This is a genomic window from Streptomyces sp. NP-1717 (genome assembly GCF_022695985.1).
In the GTDB taxonomy this organism is placed as follows: domain Bacteria; phylum Actinomycetota; class Actinomycetes; order Streptomycetales; family Streptomycetaceae; genus Streptomyces.
The window spans coordinates 1-14,392 of record NZ_JAAPBF010000022.1; the positions used below are offsets into that span (position 1 = coordinate 1).

Genomic DNA, 14,392 nt, shown 5'->3' on the forward strand with positions numbered 1-14,392 from the left:
TCGTGTCTTCAAAGTCCCGCCTGGCCCGCGACGCCTGGCACGGCCTCGCCACGTTGTGGGAGTCATCCAAGTACCCCAGTACGAGAACGATCCTTCACCTTGCGATGCACTGCACCAGCCGCCGCAGGCCCGCTCTGCGGGCGGACGGCGCTTCTTTGAAGACACTGCCTAGCCCCCTGAGCGGCGGCTGAGTACGCTCTGATCCCTGCCATCACCGGCGGCGAGCTGAGGGGAGCGTGGGGAAGTGGTGGAGCGCATGCAGCCAGAGCGGATCGTCGGTGGACGCTACTTGCTTGTCGGAGAGCTCGGCGTCGGCGGGTTCGGACGGGTGTGGAAGGCGCACGACATCGCTCTGGACGTTCATGTCGCGGTCAAGGAGGTGCGGCTGCCCCAACAGGCGGGCTCAGACGCTGACCGTCATGAACGAATGGTCCGCGCGGCACGCGAAGCCCGTAACGCGGCCCGCTTGCGTGACCATCCGCATGTCGTCGCGGTCCACGATGTAGTGATGGAGGATGGCGCGCCCTGGATCGTGATGAGCCTGGTCGACGGGAACTCGCTGGAGAAGCAGCTGAGCACGGACGGACGGTTGCTTGCGCCGCTCGTCACCAAGACGGCTGTTGCCCTGCTGAAAGGGCTGCAGGCCGCCCACGCAGCCGGGATCGTTCACCGTGACCTGAAACCCGCGAACGTTATGCTCACCGACGACGGCGAGACGCTTCTCACCGACTTCGGTATCGCTGTGCACGAGACGGACACCCGCCTCACCACCACAGGAGGGATCATCGGCTCAGCCGAGTACATGGCCCCTGAACGCTTGAAGGGTCTTCAGGATCAAGCTGCCGGCGACCTGTTCTCGCTCGGAGTCACCTTGTACGAAGCGGTAGAGGGTATTTCCCCGTTCCGCCGGGACTCTCCCGCAGGCACCCTCACCGCCGTCATCTCCGAACCGCCGCCGCCGATGCGCCACGCTGATCTCGGCCTTGCCCCGCTCATTGACGCCCTTCTGGACAAGAACCCTGAAGACCGACCGAGCGTGAACGCCGCCCTCGCCGCACTCTCCGGCAGCACACTCACGATCACGGCGTCGGCATCCCGGCCCCCACCCGCAGGCAGAGCACCGGCCATGCCTCCTCTTCCTACAGCATCAGTGGCTGTGTCCGTGACCAGCATCGCGCGTATCGGGCGTCTGATCTCGGGAAGTTGGTTCCTTCTGGCCGGGATCAGCCTGATCGCATTCGGATGCTTCATGTTCATCATCGAGGGAGGCTGGGAGGGTGCCTATCCCATCAGCTTAGGCGCTGCTGCTCTCGTCGCAGTGCTCTTCGGTCTGGCCGCAACGTTCTACCGATGGAACTACCCTGGCAAACCGCCCTTTCGGATCGCGGGAGGACTTTTCCTTCCCGTCTTCCTCTCGCTGGCCGCGATCTGGACAGTGTGGAACACGGTGCTGCTGTGGTAGGTGGCGCACATCGCCACCGAGCTTCAGCCACACCGAGGCCTCGGCCGCGTCCGCTCTCGCCTGCGCGGCCTTGAGTATCCGCTCGAACGTGCCGTCCAGTGCCCACCGGCGGAAGCGGGTATGCAGCGTGGCCCACGGGCCGTACCGCTCGGGCACGTCACGCCAAGCGGTCCCGGTGCGGAACTTCAACACGATCCCGTTGAGCACCGTGTGGTCGTCCAACCGTTTCCTGCCCCGCAACGACTCAGGCAGCGGCCGGACGAACTCCCACTCGACATCCGACAGTTCATGACGACGTATCACCCGACCATGATCCACCACACGAGATCATTTGAAGACACCGCTAGGCCGGGCACTCCGTTTGTTCACCTGTGCGGCGCGGTTACTCTGCCGTGCACGCCGCTGGTTTTGGGCCGGGCGGCCGCGCGGGAGACAAGGGCACAGCCGTGGCCACCAAGACATTCGCGATCAACACCAAACCCCACGTTGCCGACGTCGGCGGAACCGAGCTGCTGTTCCAGCCTGAGGTCATGGGCGACGACTTCATGGACGCCTACGCGGAGCTGCGGAACAAGCACCAGAACAGCGGCGTCGACCTGGACGACTTGCAGGGCACAGATCCCGCCCAGCTCCGGGTGGCGGCCCGCGTGCTGCCGAGCTGATGCTCACGGAGTCCGCCGAGTTGTTCACGCGGCTCGACGTCGTCCGCGACGGCAAGGCGCTGAAGTCGTTCAGCGACCGCGACGAGGCGGAGAGGTACGCGGAGGACAACCCTAGAATCGGGTCGCCGCTGGTTGTGGGCCGGGCACACCCTTTGCCATGAGGAGACCTCTGTGGCCAGCGTGTGTGCCTGCGGCGACTACTTCAACGTCAGCACGGACGGCGAACTGTGCCTGAACCCGGGCACGATGGGCTTGCGCGACATCGTGTACTTCACGGTGGGCGCCAATCAGTTCAGGAAGGCCGACTATCCCTGGCTCGCGCGGGTTCGCGTGCGGGTGCAGGCAGCCGGCGGAGGCAGTGGCGGGGCCGAGCCGACACCGGAGAGCTGATCAGCCGTCCCGGTGCGGCCGGTGGAGGGTACTCCGAGAGCCTGCTCGAGGTGGACGAGCTGGGCGCCGTCGAGTCTGTTGGGGCGGGCGGCGTTGGCGGGGTCGGGAACGACCCCGGTACGGCCGGGGGAGACTCCAGTTTCGGCGGGGTGGTGATGGCCAACGGCGGCGGCCCCGGCACAGCGAACATGACGTCAGGCACGAGCCTGGCTGTTACGAACGGCGTCTCGGGCCCCGTCGCTGGGACAGGGCAGTTCGTTCAGGGCGGAGGGGCCGGCGAGGGGTCGATCCGGCTGAGCGGAGCGTCCGGCTTGTCCGGTGCGGAAGGCGATTCGATGCTGGGGTTCGGCGGCTGGGGGCGCAGCACAACCGGAGTGGGCGGTACGAGTCGCGGCTACGGCGGTGGAGCCAGCGGGGCGTTCTCCCTGGGGGATGCCAACGTCGGAACGGTCGGGGGCAACGGCATGGTGATCGTTGAACTCTTCAGCTGAACTCGCCAGTGCTACGGGAGTGTGGGCCGCCAAGCGGAAGCAAGGATGACCGTCGAAGGAACAGGAGTACCTAGGACTGTGAGAAGCCCAGCGGGAACCGGACCCATCCCACTACGAAAGTCCACCATGCCGCCGGAGAAAATCGCGCCGTAGAAGTGCAGCGTGCCGCCGGAAAACTCTGCGCCCAAATACACCTTGCCGCCGGAGAACGTCACGCGGCGGAAGTCCACCATGCTGCCGGAAAACACAGCGCGGCTGAAGTCCACGGCGCCGTCGGAGAACTCCGCGAGCTTGAAGAGCATGACGCCGCCGGAGAACACCGCACCGCTGAAGCCCACCGTGCCGCCGGAAAACGTCGCACGGTTGAAGTCCACCGTGCCGCCGGAGAACACCGCACCGCTGAAGCCCACAGTGCCGCCGGAAAACGTCGCGCGGATGAAGTCCACCGTGCCGCCGGAAAACGTCGCACCGCTGAAGCTCACCCTGCCGCCGGAAAACGTCGCACCGCTGAAGCTCACCGTGCCGCCGGAGAACACCGCACCGCTGAAGTCCACCGTGCCGCCGGAAAACGTCGCGCGGATGAAGTTCATATTGCCGTCGATGGTGACGCCGGTGAGGTCGAGGTCGCAGCCTTGCCAGGAGCGGTGGGTTCCCTGAGGGCGTCGGTAGTGGTCGCCGATGAGGCGCAGGATCGTGTGCCGGACCTTGCGGAAGGCAAGGTAGCGGTGGTGTTCCTCCTGGTGGGTCGGGTCGTTACCGGGGTCGGGGGTGAAGGGGAGTTGGAGGTAGGCGCACAGGACGTCGACGCAGGTCTGGCGGAGGTTGTTGTCGGGGGCGTCGTCGGCGAGGCCTGCCAGGGCGTGGACGCCGCCGAGCCGGACGGCGGGTGATTCGGAACCGAGTTGCTCGACGGCCTGAGTGAAGCGTTCGGTGTGAAGCCGGGTGGCCTCGCGATGGGCGCCGGCCTCATCGACACGCTGGCGGCGATAGGCGACGACGAGGGCGACGAGGGCGCCGGACCCGGCGACCACGCCGAAGGAGAGTTTCACCAGGTCGAAGAGCGTCTTCGCGTCGAGCTTGGCTGTGGCGCCAATCTCCTCGACGTCGAGCAAGACCCACAAGCCGCCGAAAACGCCACCCGCGACCAGCACCGCGGCACCGAAGGAGAAGGTCAGCGCCCGGCCGATCCTCGATAACCGAAGCTCTCGCTCATTCGGGGCGGCCGGAGTCTGTCGATTGGCTGTCATGACGATAGAGACAAGTCGCCGAGAACAGTGGTTGCAACCAGTTCACTGAGTGCGGTGGTTCGGCCTGCATGCTGGCTTCGGCGTGGACCAGAAGGTGAACCGCGCGGCTTCGGACTCTACGGTCTGTCCCCTGACTGGGCCGCATCAGCCGCCCACCTCATCCTTGAGTGAGCTGTTCCAAGCTGTGCTCAAACCTCCGGACGTTCTCGTGAACAGCGCCAGCTGCCTATACTCCCTGCCGCTGGTTGTGGGCCGGGCTGACGTCCTCCGCATCGGAGTTGATCGCCATGGCATTAAGCACACACCCGCGGCCGACAGTGGGCCGGACAGTCCACTACGTCAGCCACGGCACCCCCGTGCGCACCGACGGGTCCCAGCAGTTCCCGTCGGCATGCCGCGCGGCGGTCGTCACCGAGGTCGACCCGGACGATCCCGGCCGCGTGGGGCTCGCCGTGCTCCACCCCACCGGGCAGTTCTTCCACCCGCTCCAGGCCGGCGGGAGCGTCCACAGCGACGCGGAGACGCGCCTGGGCGGTTCGTGGCACTTGCCGGAGCGTGTCTGATGGCGCTGATGCTGGGTGTGACGCGCCGTCTGATCCCGAGGAACTTCACCCGGGGCGGTCAGACGGCCGTTCACAGTGTGCTGCTCCACATCATGGAAGGGACGCTCGACGGCACCGACTCGTGGTTTCGGAACCCGGATTCGCGGGCGTCCAGCCACTTCGGAGTCGGCAGAGACGGGCGGATCTTCCAGTGGGTGGATACGGGTGACCGGTCGTGGCACCCCTCGGGCGCGAACGCGTTGTGGCTGTCGATCGAGCACGAGGGTCGGGGCGGCGATGCGCTGACTTCTCCTCAGCTCGTGGCGACCGCGCGCGTGATCCGGTGGATGCACGAGACCGAGGGCGTGAAGCTCCAGCTTGCCGATACGCCGGCCGAGCGCGGTATCGGCTGGCACGGCATGGGCGGTAAGGCGTGGGGGTCGCACCCCGACTGTCCAGGCAACCCGATCAAGGCGCAGCGGCCGGCGATCATCGCCGCCGCGCGAGGAACTGAGGAGACGGACATGAACCTGACTGACGCGGTCAAGCTCCCGGCGTGGGTCCCGACGACCTGGCCGAAGGACGAGGGCCTTCAGGACGGGAAGATCACCGTCAACACCGCGCTCGGGTCGACGTACGGGCACGCTCGCCGGTCGGCAGAGAACTCGGCCCAGTTGGTCAGCGATGTGCAGGCGCTGCGGGCGGCGTTCGCGGAGCTGTTCGCGCAGGGGCGGGCGGGCGGATGACCGCTGGGGAGTCGGGGCTCGTCGCGGTCGAGCTGGCTCAGCTTCGCGGGGAGATCGGTACCGGTCTCGCCGAGATCAAGGGCGCGCTCGGCGTGCTCGTCGAGCGGACCGCACGTACGGACGCGGACGTGAAGCAGCTCCGAGCGGACACCGAGGAGTCGGTCCGGGCCCTCCAGCAGGAGGTCGATGAGCTGAAGCGGGGCCGGTGGCCGCTGGCACAGATCGGCTCGCTGCTCGCTGTCGGCGCGCTGGCCGTCGCCATGATCGCTCTCTTCATCAGCAACTGACGAACACTGTCCGGACACTGCGTCCGGACAGTGTCCGCGCTGGTCAGCGCAGCGGCCGGTGGGTGCGGGGACAGCGTGTCCGGACCCGCGTCCTGATGTCCGAGACGCTGTGTCCGGGAAGGCGGACGGCCGTCATGAGGGTCTCCGGGCGTGTGGCTTCCGCCCACAGGATCAGGAGTCGCCAGTACGTCTCGGCGCGCTGCTCCTGGTCGCGCTCCTCGCCCTGCTGGCCGCCGGCGGACTCGTCCACGAGTCGGCGGATCGCGGCGTTCACCTCAGCCTGCGTCGGGCGCAGCAGCTGGCCGTAGGGCCTGGAGAGGGAGGGCATATGGCAACCGTACGGCAGACGGTGACTCACCGTAACGGCCTGGACGCTTTCAGTTGCCGAGGCGGATTGATCTCCAACGCCGGTCGGTGCGGCTGATCATTCCCAGCGCCTCCATGCGGGCGAGCTGGTAGGCGACTGAGCCGGTACTGGACAGCCCAACCAGATCAGCGATCTCCCGGACCGACGGCCCTTCGCCGTGGTCCGCGATCCAGCTCCTCACCGCGCGGAGGATCTGGACCTGGCGCTCGGTGGGCTCGGATATCACCCTGGGCCAGCCGTGCTACTCGATCTGCGAGTCCTGGCGCGCAGTGCAGTGCGCGCGGGCAGGGCGGGAGTGCAGGCGCGGGTCCCACCAGAGGCGCACGGAGAGCCGGAGGAGCCGTCGGCGCAGCGCGGTGTTGTCGGCGGGGTGCGGTGCGGCGAGCGCCTGGTAGGTGGCGGTCCAGTCGCGTTGGGTCTGTACGAGGTCGTCAGGGAAAGGCGTCGCGTCCATTCCAGCATTAGATCGCGTGTTCGAATAACTTGTCACGTCGGGCGCCGTGTCCGACGCCACCGGCCTTCCTGTCCGGACGCCGTCCGCGCTCACGTCGCTGATCTGCACGGGCGACGTCCGGACAGAGTCACGGGCTATGCCTCAGCCGTGATGATTTCAACGAGGCGGGCGGTGTCGGTGAGGTCATCAAGAACGTGATGAGCGCCTGCCTCGCGCAGCTCGGCGGAGGAGCTCCGGCCTGTCGCGACAGCAATGACACAGACACCGCTCTCCAGCCCGCCTTCGACGTCCGCCAGGGTGTCGCCGATCAGTACCGTCTCCCCGGCCGCGATGGACGAGCGGGCAAGCGCGAGGTCGACGAGAGCGGGTCGGAGGTCCGCGTCCTCTCCGTACGCGCCGACATCCCATTCGATGTGGGTGTCCAGGCCGAAGACGTTCAACTTGATCTCTGCGACAGCGCGGACGTTGCCTGTCACCACGGTCTGCCGGACGTTCGCGACAGCGAGGGCGTCGAGGGCCGCAGCAGCACCGATGAGCGCCGAGCCCCGCTCTCTCAGCTCCCCCGCGTGCGCTACATGCTGCTGAGCCAGCGCGTGGGCGAATCGTTCGAAGTCGCCCCGGTCTGTTGTGAGCCCGTGCAGTTTCGCAGTCTCCCGAAAGATCACGGCCTCGGTGATCCCGTCGATAGTGGCCTGCTCTCGCATGGGCTGACGCGTCACCTCCGCGAATGCCGCAGCGGACAGCTCGCGCCCCACGCCGCGCGTGTCGATGAGCGTGTGGTCGATGTCCCACAAGACCAGAGGCATGTGTCGCCCCTCCCCAGAATTGATCACAATATCCACCATGTTGCGGAAGGCCCCCATGGTGGAGCGGTCCGTCCTACTCTGTCGTAATCGGGAGGGCTGATGGCCGAGAACCCAAAGGTGCTCGTTGGGGCGCGTATCCGGCATTACCGGCGCAAGAACGGCAACAGGTCGATGGCTGCCGTGGCTGGACTCTGTGGTGTCACCGAGCGGTACTTCTCGATGATCGAGAACGGGAAGCGCTCCCCGTCCTCCGGAGTGTTGACCAGGATCGCCGCCGAGCTCCAAGTGCCCGTGTCGGCTCTCCTCGGAGATGAACCGCCCGCCAAGGCGCCCGTGACGCTGACGACCGCACCGGACGTGGCTGGCGCCCTGCTGGGGTACAGATCGACCCGCGCGGTGGGACCACCAGTGGGGCCCGTGCCGCTCCGGGAGCGGGTTGAAGAAGCATGGAGGACTTGGCAGAAGAGCGACCAGCGCTTCACCGAGATCGAGGAAGCACTCCCCGCGCTCATCGCCGACGTGGAGCACTCCGTCCGGGCCTACCGCTCATCGAGCGACGAATCGGCTCGGCGTGACGTGCTCCGCGTGGCAGCTGACTTCTACGGGCTCATGCGCTCGTACTGCCGCCGGTCCGGCCGTCTGGATCTGTCGCTCATGGTCGCGGACCGTGCCCGTCGAGCGGCGGAGGATGCGGACGATCCCATCCGAATTGCGGCCGCGCACTGGAACTTGGGCCACTGCTTGTTGTCCCAGGACGGCGGTGCGCAGGAAGCGGACGAAGTCGCCGGCGTAGCGATCGGAGAACTTCACTCGGTCCCCGAAAGCACGGAGAAGGCCGCCATCCAGGGGGCGCTCGAACTGGTGCGTGTCGTCGCGGAGGCCCAGCAAAGGCAGTGGTGGGACGCTCGCCAACGCCTGGTCAACAAGGCGGAGCCGCTCGGGAAGAAGGCTGGCGAGTCCAACACGATGTGGACCGTTTTCGGCCCCACGAACATCGGACTGCACGCCCTGACTATCGAGATGCTCGCCGGCCACAGCGCGGAGGGTCTACGCCTGGCCGACGACGTGAACATCTCCCAACTCCCCAGCAGGGAACGCCAGTTCACTTTTACCCTGGAATTGGCCCGCTGCTACGACCAACGGCGTGATGACCCCGCCGTCCTCGTCCACCTGCTCGACTTGGAGAAGCTGAGCGCTGAGGACATGGCGCGAAGCACTGTCGCGACAGACATGGTGACGGGCCTTCTCCACCGTGTACGTCCTACCTTCCAGCCCCAGGTGGCCAAGTTGGCCGAGCGCCTGGGGATCGCCCCTTAGCCGCCCGGAACTGTCAGTTCACCCGAACTCTCAGTTCGGGTCGGCATCGCGCGCTCGTCGTAACTTCCTGCGCACAGCAGTGGTCTACGAGGAGCCCTACGTGATGACAGAGCCGCCGCGCGGACGTTCGAGGCAACGCAGGGCGTTAGTGCTCCCGACCTGGGAAGTGCTCCGGGTCGGCAGGTTCTACGGTCTCCAAGCCCTGGACCGGCTCAACCGACCGGGCACGGTCGCGGTAGACCCTGACGTGCGCGGCGTCTTCTTCTTCGTCCAGGCTGGCGCCACGGCTACGTGGCCGCCGATGCCCGCCGACGGGCCTCTGAGTCTGACGACGGACCTGGAGCTTCCGCCCCATGAGCGCTGCCGCCCCCCCCGGCACCTACTGGCTCGTGCCGCCTCGAGGCGGCATCAGCGTGACGTGCTCGGGAGCACTTCGCGCGGCGTTGTCCAACGTGCTCCCCGGACTGAGCATCGCCCTTGAAGAGGAGCCCCGTTGAGCAAGGTCATAAAGCGCGCCAACTGGACACTCGGCGTCGACACCCAGCCCGGCGCGTCCGGCCCGGTGCACGAGATCGAGTGCACGACTTGCGGCGAGTCCTCAGAGGTGTCTGAGGAGCGGGCGAGTCCCGAGGAGTGGGCGCTCAACCACACCGGAGGTAAACCGTCTCACCGCGGCTTCCGAGGAATCACCACCGCGTTCTTCCGCGTGACGCCGGCCCCGGGCAATCCGTACGCGGACACTCCGCCCGAGCTTGGGGCGGAGCCGCCCCAAGTTGGGCGCCGAAGCAACTGAGTTGATGGCATGAGGCCCCCCACCCCCGTTAGTTCAGCGCCACCCCCGAGGCCCGTGAGTCCGCCGACTGCCCCGCCGCCCCTGGGCGACGGCAAGGGCTGTCTCTACGTGCTGTCGATACCGAGCTGCTTCGGCTTCCTCGCCGTGGTCGGTCTGCTGCTTCTTCTCGCGGCCGTCCACGACCTCACCCAGATCTAGCGACCTAGCTGTCGAAAGGCGCCCCCATGGCCGCACCCACAGCATCAGCGCAGCCGGCCCCGGACGAGGGACTGGTGAAACTCGAAGAGACCATCCACAGGGGTGGCTTCTGGCGGCTCGTACCGGAGTACGTACCTCGCGTGTACGCCCCCGTCGACCGGCCGTTGCTGGAGCACGTTGAAACCTGTCTGCGGCGGCTGGCATGAGGGCGATAGAAGGTCCCAGCGCCGCGGTTCTTGAGCCCGTGGCCGTCGAGGGGTGCGACGTGTGCGCCGCGCTGGCCGGGCAGCGCGAGGACGCCCGCCGCCTGGGCGGCGTGCCGACGGTAGAGGAGTGCAACGCGGAGTTGCGCTCTCACCCTCACCACGCCGGCCTCGTGCGGCGGCGTGCCCCATAGCCCCGGCTCCGTCCGTCGCGCTAATGCAGGAAGGGCAGCGGCGCGGTCGGGCGGAGCCGGATCAGAAGCCCGTCCGGCTGGCCCCCTCGGCGGGGACGGTCGGCAGCCGGACGGGCTCCAACTCGCCTACTAGGAGGCGGTCGTGACCCTCACGACAAGCGAGCGCACAGCGCCGGCGAACCCGGCGCGACTGCACAACGTGACCCGGCGGGCTATCTCCCGCGCGGTCAAAGACCTGTGGCCGAACAAGCGAGTCGTCCTGGGCACGCCGTGCCCGAGCGTCACGTCCTACGTCTGCCGGATCACAGTGGACGGCGAAACGCTGATCGCGAAATACAGCTGGCTGGGCATGTCCCTGGTGTCCGTCCTTCGAGGGGCGGGAGGGACCTGGAAGGACGTGCGTCAGGCCCAGGAGGCGTATCTGCGCAGCACCGATCTCGTCACCGCGCGCGAGGCCCGGAATCTGGAACTGCTCCGCGAACTCGGGCGCCCCCGTGTGTGCGAGACAGTCGCCCTCCATCAAGGTGTTCTGCTGACCCGCCTGGTGCCGGGGACGACGTTGGCCGATGAGCTGACGGCCCGTCCGTGGGAGACCGGTGATCTCCTCGACGCGGCCCTCGCCGCTCTCGGAGATCTCCACGGGCTTGCGGGCGTACGGCTCTTGGGCGGGGCCCGGCCGATCGACGAACGGTCGGTCTCAGGTGTGTTCCGCCGCAAGTTCAACGGCCTGAGCGCCAGCGTCTATCTGAGGTCGCTCGGTCGGGACAGCGGGCTTCCGGAGTATGCGCGTGAGGACGTGGTGGAGTTGGTGCAGCACACGGTGTGGCGGCTGATTCGGATGGGAGGGGCGATCTCGCCCGGTCGGAGAGTCGCGGTGTACGGGGATCTGAAGCCGGAGCACGTCTACGTCGACGGTCCGCGTCTGCACTTCATCGACCCGGCCGTGCACTGGGCAGGTGGCCCGCAGCCGGATATCGCGAAGCTGATCGGCCGGTCCCTGCTGCTCGCGATCGGCCACCCTGACCGGGAGGCCGGACAGCAGATGGTGCGGGGGATCGCTTCCGCGCTCTCCCGCCAGGTGTCGGCGGTGCCGGCGCTCGACCGTGCGGACTGGCTGCGCGAGGTCCTGGTGCTGTGGCTCATGGACACGGTGAGCATCCTGAGTACCTGCCTCAGCGCACCGCACGGGCTTGCTCTGGCGCCCCATCAGCAGGCGCTCGTCGCGCAGGCCCATACGGTCGCGGGGATCGTACACAGGGTGAGCGGCCTCCTCACCGGGTCGATGGCCGGGCCGCGGCTGCTGGACCTGGTTTTCTCCGAGGTCGAGCACACCACGGGCAGAAAATGGTGACCGGCGCCGTCGTGGGGGTTGTCGGTGCGGGCGCCATCGGGCAGACCCTCGCCGCCGGCCTCGTCGCCGCCGCTCTGCCCGGACGACTCCTGGTCGTGTCCCGGCAGCCGGACCAGGTACGCGCACTGACCGCCGACCTCCAGGACCTCGCGCACGCCGCCCGCTCCCGCACCGTGGTCGAGCCCGGCGAAGTGGATGACCTTCACGGGTGCGACGCGGTCGTCATCGCTCTGCGGACGTCGTTCACGAACACCGCCGAACAGGACATCCGGCGCGGGGGTGCTCTCGCCAACGCTCCCGCGATCGGCACGCTGGCCCAGGAGTTACGCGGCTTCGGCCGCACCGTCCTGGTCGTCACCGACCCCGTGGACCTCATGGCCCGCCGCTTCGCCGAAGTGTCCGGCTGCAACAGGGTCTTCGGGATCGGATCGAATCTCGACTCCACCCGGTACCGACTGCTGATGGCCCGACGCGCCCACGTCCTTCCGGATCTCGTGCACGGCCATGTGATCGGAGAGCACGGCGACCGCGCCGTCATCTGCGCCTCGTCAACAGCCGTCAACGGCAAGCCTGTTCACGTCCCGATCAAGGCGGTCCTGGACGAACTCCAGCAGCGGCCGGCACTGATCCGTACCGGCACCGGCCGTACCCGCTGCGGACCCGCCGGTGCGGTGCTCTCCACGCTCCGCAAGAGCCTCGGTCTGGCCGACGGCATCGAGGAACTGTCCGTGCCGTACCAAGACGTCTGGCTCGGAATTCCCATGCGCTTCACGGGCGGACGGGCCGTAGCGTGCCTGCCTCACCTCACCGGCACCGAGCGGCGATGTCTGGACGCCGCCGCCACCAGCCTCCGTGACGCCTACACCCGCATTCCCGCACACACCGAGAGGATCGCCCCATGATCAGTGCCACCCGACTCGGCGCCGCCACGGCCGCCGTCAACGTCATGAGCAACGACACCGAGGTCACGCACTGGGCCCTGCGGTACTTCGGCCCCTGGTGGAACGCCACCACCATCGCCGCGGCCGACGTATGTGTCGCCGAGGCCGTCGTCCTCGCGAACGTCGACAAGGCCGCCTACGAGGAGATCAGCCTCCTCGTCCAGGACGGCCGACCCATCGACACGGTGGACTACGCGAAGCACCCGATGCTCGTGGCGCGCGACGGTGAGGACATCATCGCGGCGTCGCCGGACGAGAACATCGCCTACCGGAGCACCCCGTCCACCGGCCGCCTCACCCTCGCCGGCATTGACTCCATGCCCCTCGCCCTGGCCGCCGCGCGCCTCGCCCGCGAATCGATCCGTGGCCAACTCCTCCGTGACGGCTGGGCTGTCCTCCACGCCTCCGCCGTTGTGCGCGAGGCCGACGGTGCGACGGTCCTCACCTTCGGCGACAAGGGCGCGGGCAAGACCACCACGGCCCTGCTGCTCGCCTCGCACGGCTGGCAGCTCCTCGCGAACGACAGGGTCCTCGTCCGCCCCGTCGGGGAGCGCGGTGTCGAGGCCCTGCCCTGGCCGTCCGCCGCAGCGATCGGCCTCGGCCTCCTTCATGCCCTCGGCTGGGACACCGTCGCCCGGGGCCACCTGCGGGCGGGTGGCACCTTCCACCCCACACAGCACCCGTCCGTAACCGCAGCGCTCTTGGACGGCAGTCACGAACCGCAGTGGGACGGCAAGGGGAAGGAGCGGAAGGTCCAGGTGTTCCCGGACCAGTTCCCGGCACTCTTCGGCGTTCCTCTCGCCACCGGAGGACGGGCCGCCGCCCTGCTGTTCCCCCAGGTCGATCCCGACGCGGCGCCCGACATCATCGACGGAGCACGCGCGCTCGGAGAGGCGGACTTCATGTCCGGCGCCACAGAGGACCGCTACCCGGACGTCTTCGAGCTGGCCCAAGGCGTCGACGGCGGCGGCCGGGACAGCGTCCGTACGGAGGTGGCGCTGCGTCTCGCCGGACTCCCGCACCAGGCGGTCCGGCTCAACCACGACATCCCCGCCAGCGCCGCCCTGCTGAGCAAGATCGCCGACACGGCGCGCTGACCGACCAGCCCCCGGGTCCGCTGACCTTGTCGCGGGGCCGGGGCGCGGGTACCACCCCGCGCGGGCCACCAGGTCCGCGCGCTGTCGCGAGGAACCCCGGTGAGTGAACGAGTCCGCCAGATCGTGTACGTGATGATGCTCTGTGGTCTGCTGGCCGCGTTGTGCGCCGGCATCTTCAAGGGGTAGGCGTCGTGGACCGGAATTGGGTCATCGGGCTGTGCTGGCGCTGTGAGGACGACCACGTGCTGGTGCTGTGGCTCGGTCCCGTGCAGAGCCCAGAGGTCGGCGATGCCGGGTTCTTCTGCTGCGCGCCCTGTGTGCGGCGCCTGGAAACTCTGGTGAACGCGCACAACCGCCGCAATGCCGAAGTTCCGGACGACGGGCCTCTCGATCCTCCCCCGGCCCCGCAGACCCAGCGTCATACGTCCAGATCCCGGTCGACTCACTGACCCACCTTGATCCATTTGGCTTACCTGAAGGGTTTGCTATCGGTGGGGTCCTGAGCGGATTGACCGGGGCGCTGGAGAGGGAGGACGTGTGAACCTCGATGTGCCACACCCAGGTTCAGCGGTACGGCCCGGGGCTGGGGGCTGGATCCGCGCATCGCCAGCTGCGGGCGGCAACGGAGCCGGTCGCGGTCCGTCCGGTACCGGGCGCTCCGAGGGCCTCTAGGGCATGGGACGCCCCCGCCGCGCCGGGATGGTGTGCCCGTCCTAGCGGGGGCGTGGCCGGTGCTCCAGGTCGGTCGTTCAGAGGAGAGCGAGTTCGGCAGTGAGCTTTTCCAGGGGCTGGCCGTGTCGGGGAGCAGCGCCGCATGCAGGCCCTGCGCCATCCACGGGGTGAC

At 68.1% G+C, this 14,392-nt stretch carries 19 protein-coding genes and 1 pseudogene; 14 read left to right on the forward strand and 6 right to left on the reverse strand.

Annotation, left to right across the window (positions count from 1 at the left end; translation table 11 throughout):
• The first annotated feature begins 244 nt into the window (after positions 1–244).
• Positions 245–1,462: a serine/threonine-protein kinase gene (locus GXP76_RS07310; protein WP_242570607.1), complete on the forward strand. Its 1,218-nt coding sequence runs from the start codon at positions 245–247 to the stop codon at positions 1,460–1,462.
• Between the two features lie 87 nt (positions 1,463–1,549).
• On the opposite strand, the pseudogene GXP76_RS07315 reads toward GXP76_RS07310, so the two are convergent.
• Positions 1,550–1,783, reverse strand: a pseudogene (locus GXP76_RS07315) (transposase); the annotation flags it as partial.
• Positions 1,784–1,908: 125 nt separating this feature from the next.
• On the opposite strand from GXP76_RS07315, the gene GXP76_RS07320 reads away from it, so the two are divergent.
• The 4 genes from GXP76_RS07320 to GXP76_RS07335 are packed head-to-tail and all read left to right on the forward strand — an operon-like array spanning position 1,909 to position 3,005.
• Positions 1,909–2,124, forward strand: a complete 216-nt coding sequence (locus GXP76_RS07320) for a hypothetical protein (RefSeq protein ID WP_242570608.1) — start codon at positions 1,909–1,911, stop codon at positions 2,122–2,124.
• Positions 2,124–2,285 carry a hypothetical protein gene (locus tag GXP76_RS07325; protein WP_242570609.1) on the forward strand — a complete coding sequence of 54 codons (162 nt, stop codon included), beginning with the start codon at positions 2,124–2,126 and terminating at the stop codon, positions 2,283–2,285. Before GXP76_RS07320 ends, GXP76_RS07325 begins: the two co-directional genes overlap by 1 nt.
• A gap of 10 nt (positions 2,286–2,295) precedes the next feature.
• Positions 2,296–2,514: a hypothetical protein gene (locus GXP76_RS07330; RefSeq protein ID WP_242570610.1), complete on the forward strand. Its 219-nt coding sequence runs from the start codon at positions 2,296–2,298 to the stop codon at positions 2,512–2,514.
• 50 nt (positions 2,515–2,564) lie between these two features.
• The gene (locus GXP76_RS07335; RefSeq protein ID WP_242570611.1) at positions 2,565–3,005 is read left to right on the forward strand and encodes a hypothetical protein; all 441 of its coding nucleotides are present in this window, start codon (positions 2,565–2,567) and stop codon (positions 3,003–3,005) included.
• Positions 3,006–3,016: 11 nt separating this feature from the next.
• Here GXP76_RS07335 and GXP76_RS07340 read toward each other — a convergent pair whose 3' ends face one another.
• The gene (locus GXP76_RS07340; protein WP_242570612.1) at positions 3,017–4,252 is read right to left on the reverse strand and encodes a pentapeptide repeat-containing protein; all 1,236 of its coding nucleotides are present in this window, start codon (positions 4,250–4,252) and stop codon (positions 3,017–3,019) included.
• Positions 4,253–4,608: 356 nt separating this feature from the next.
• Here GXP76_RS07340 and GXP76_RS07345 point away from each other — a divergent pair, with 356 nt between their 5' ends.
• The 3 genes from GXP76_RS07345 to GXP76_RS07355 are packed head-to-tail and all read left to right on the forward strand — an operon-like array spanning position 4,609 to position 5,827.
• Positions 4,609–4,815: a hypothetical protein gene (locus GXP76_RS07345; protein WP_242570613.1), complete on the forward strand. Its 207-nt coding sequence runs from the start codon at positions 4,609–4,611 to the stop codon at positions 4,813–4,815.
• A complete protein-coding gene (locus GXP76_RS07350; protein ID WP_242570614.1) occupies positions 4,815–5,540 on the forward strand; it encodes an N-acetylmuramoyl-L-alanine amidase in 726 nt (241 codons plus the stop codon). The genes GXP76_RS07345 and GXP76_RS07350 overlap by 1 nt, the downstream gene beginning before the upstream one ends.
• The gene (locus tag GXP76_RS07355; RefSeq protein ID WP_242570615.1) at positions 5,537–5,827 is read left to right on the forward strand and encodes a hypothetical protein; all 291 of its coding nucleotides are present in this window, start codon (positions 5,537–5,539) and stop codon (positions 5,825–5,827) included. Before GXP76_RS07350 ends, GXP76_RS07355 begins: the two co-directional genes overlap by 4 nt.
• 43 nt (positions 5,828–5,870) lie before the next feature.
• On the opposite strand, the gene GXP76_RS07360 is transcribed toward GXP76_RS07355, so the two are convergent.
• The 4 genes from GXP76_RS07360 to GXP76_RS07375 form a co-directional block, all read right to left on the reverse strand.
• Positions 5,871–6,155: a hypothetical protein gene (locus GXP76_RS07360; protein ID WP_242570616.1), complete on the reverse strand. Its 285-nt coding sequence runs from the start codon at positions 6,153–6,155 to the stop codon at positions 5,871–5,873.
• A 49-nt stretch (positions 6,156–6,204) separates the two neighbouring features.
• On the reverse strand, positions 6,205–6,420 hold the full coding sequence (locus GXP76_RS07365; RefSeq protein ID WP_242570617.1) for a LexA family transcriptional regulator: 216 nt from the start codon (positions 6,418–6,420) through the stop codon (positions 6,205–6,207).
• A 15-nt stretch (positions 6,421–6,435) separates the two neighbouring features.
• A complete protein-coding gene (locus GXP76_RS07370; RefSeq protein WP_242570618.1) occupies positions 6,436–6,648 on the reverse strand; it encodes a hypothetical protein in 213 nt (70 codons plus the stop codon).
• A 134-nt stretch (positions 6,649–6,782) separates the two neighbouring features.
• The gene (locus GXP76_RS07375) at positions 6,783–7,454 is read right to left on the reverse strand and encodes an HAD family hydrolase (RefSeq protein WP_242570619.1); all 672 of its coding nucleotides are present in this window, start codon (positions 7,452–7,454) and stop codon (positions 6,783–6,785) included.
• Between the two features lie 99 nt (positions 7,455–7,553).
• Here GXP76_RS07375 and GXP76_RS07380 point away from each other — a divergent pair, with 99 nt between their 5' ends.
• The 6 genes from GXP76_RS07380 (at position 7,554) to GXP76_RS07405 (ending at position 13,548) form a co-directional block, all read left to right on the forward strand.
• Entirely contained in the window at positions 7,554–8,771 is a 1,218-nt protein-coding gene (locus GXP76_RS07380; RefSeq protein WP_242570620.1) for a helix-turn-helix domain-containing protein, read from the forward strand.
• Between the two features lie 847 nt (positions 8,772–9,618).
• On the forward strand, positions 9,619–9,762 hold the full coding sequence (locus GXP76_RS07385) for a hypothetical protein (RefSeq protein ID WP_242570621.1): 144 nt from the start codon (positions 9,619–9,621) through the stop codon (positions 9,760–9,762).
• Between the two features lie 26 nt (positions 9,763–9,788).
• Positions 9,789–9,968, forward strand: coding sequence for a hypothetical protein (locus GXP76_RS07390; RefSeq protein ID WP_242570622.1), 180 nt, complete (start codon positions 9,789–9,791; stop codon positions 9,966–9,968).
• A gap of 333 nt (positions 9,969–10,301) precedes the next feature.
• Positions 10,302–11,510, forward strand: a complete 1,209-nt coding sequence (locus GXP76_RS07395; protein WP_242570623.1) for a hypothetical protein — start codon at positions 10,302–10,304, stop codon at positions 11,508–11,510.
• Between the two features lie 11 nt (positions 11,511–11,521).
• The gene (locus GXP76_RS07400; RefSeq protein ID WP_242570624.1) at positions 11,522–12,412 is read left to right on the forward strand and encodes an NAD(P)-binding domain-containing protein; all 891 of its coding nucleotides are present in this window, start codon (positions 11,522–11,524) and stop codon (positions 12,410–12,412) included.
• A complete protein-coding gene (locus GXP76_RS07405) occupies positions 12,409–13,548 on the forward strand; it encodes a hypothetical protein (RefSeq protein ID WP_242570625.1) in 1,140 nt (379 codons plus the stop codon). Before GXP76_RS07400 ends, GXP76_RS07405 begins: the two co-directional genes overlap by 4 nt.
• The last annotated feature ends 844 nt before the right edge of the window (positions 13,549–14,392 follow it).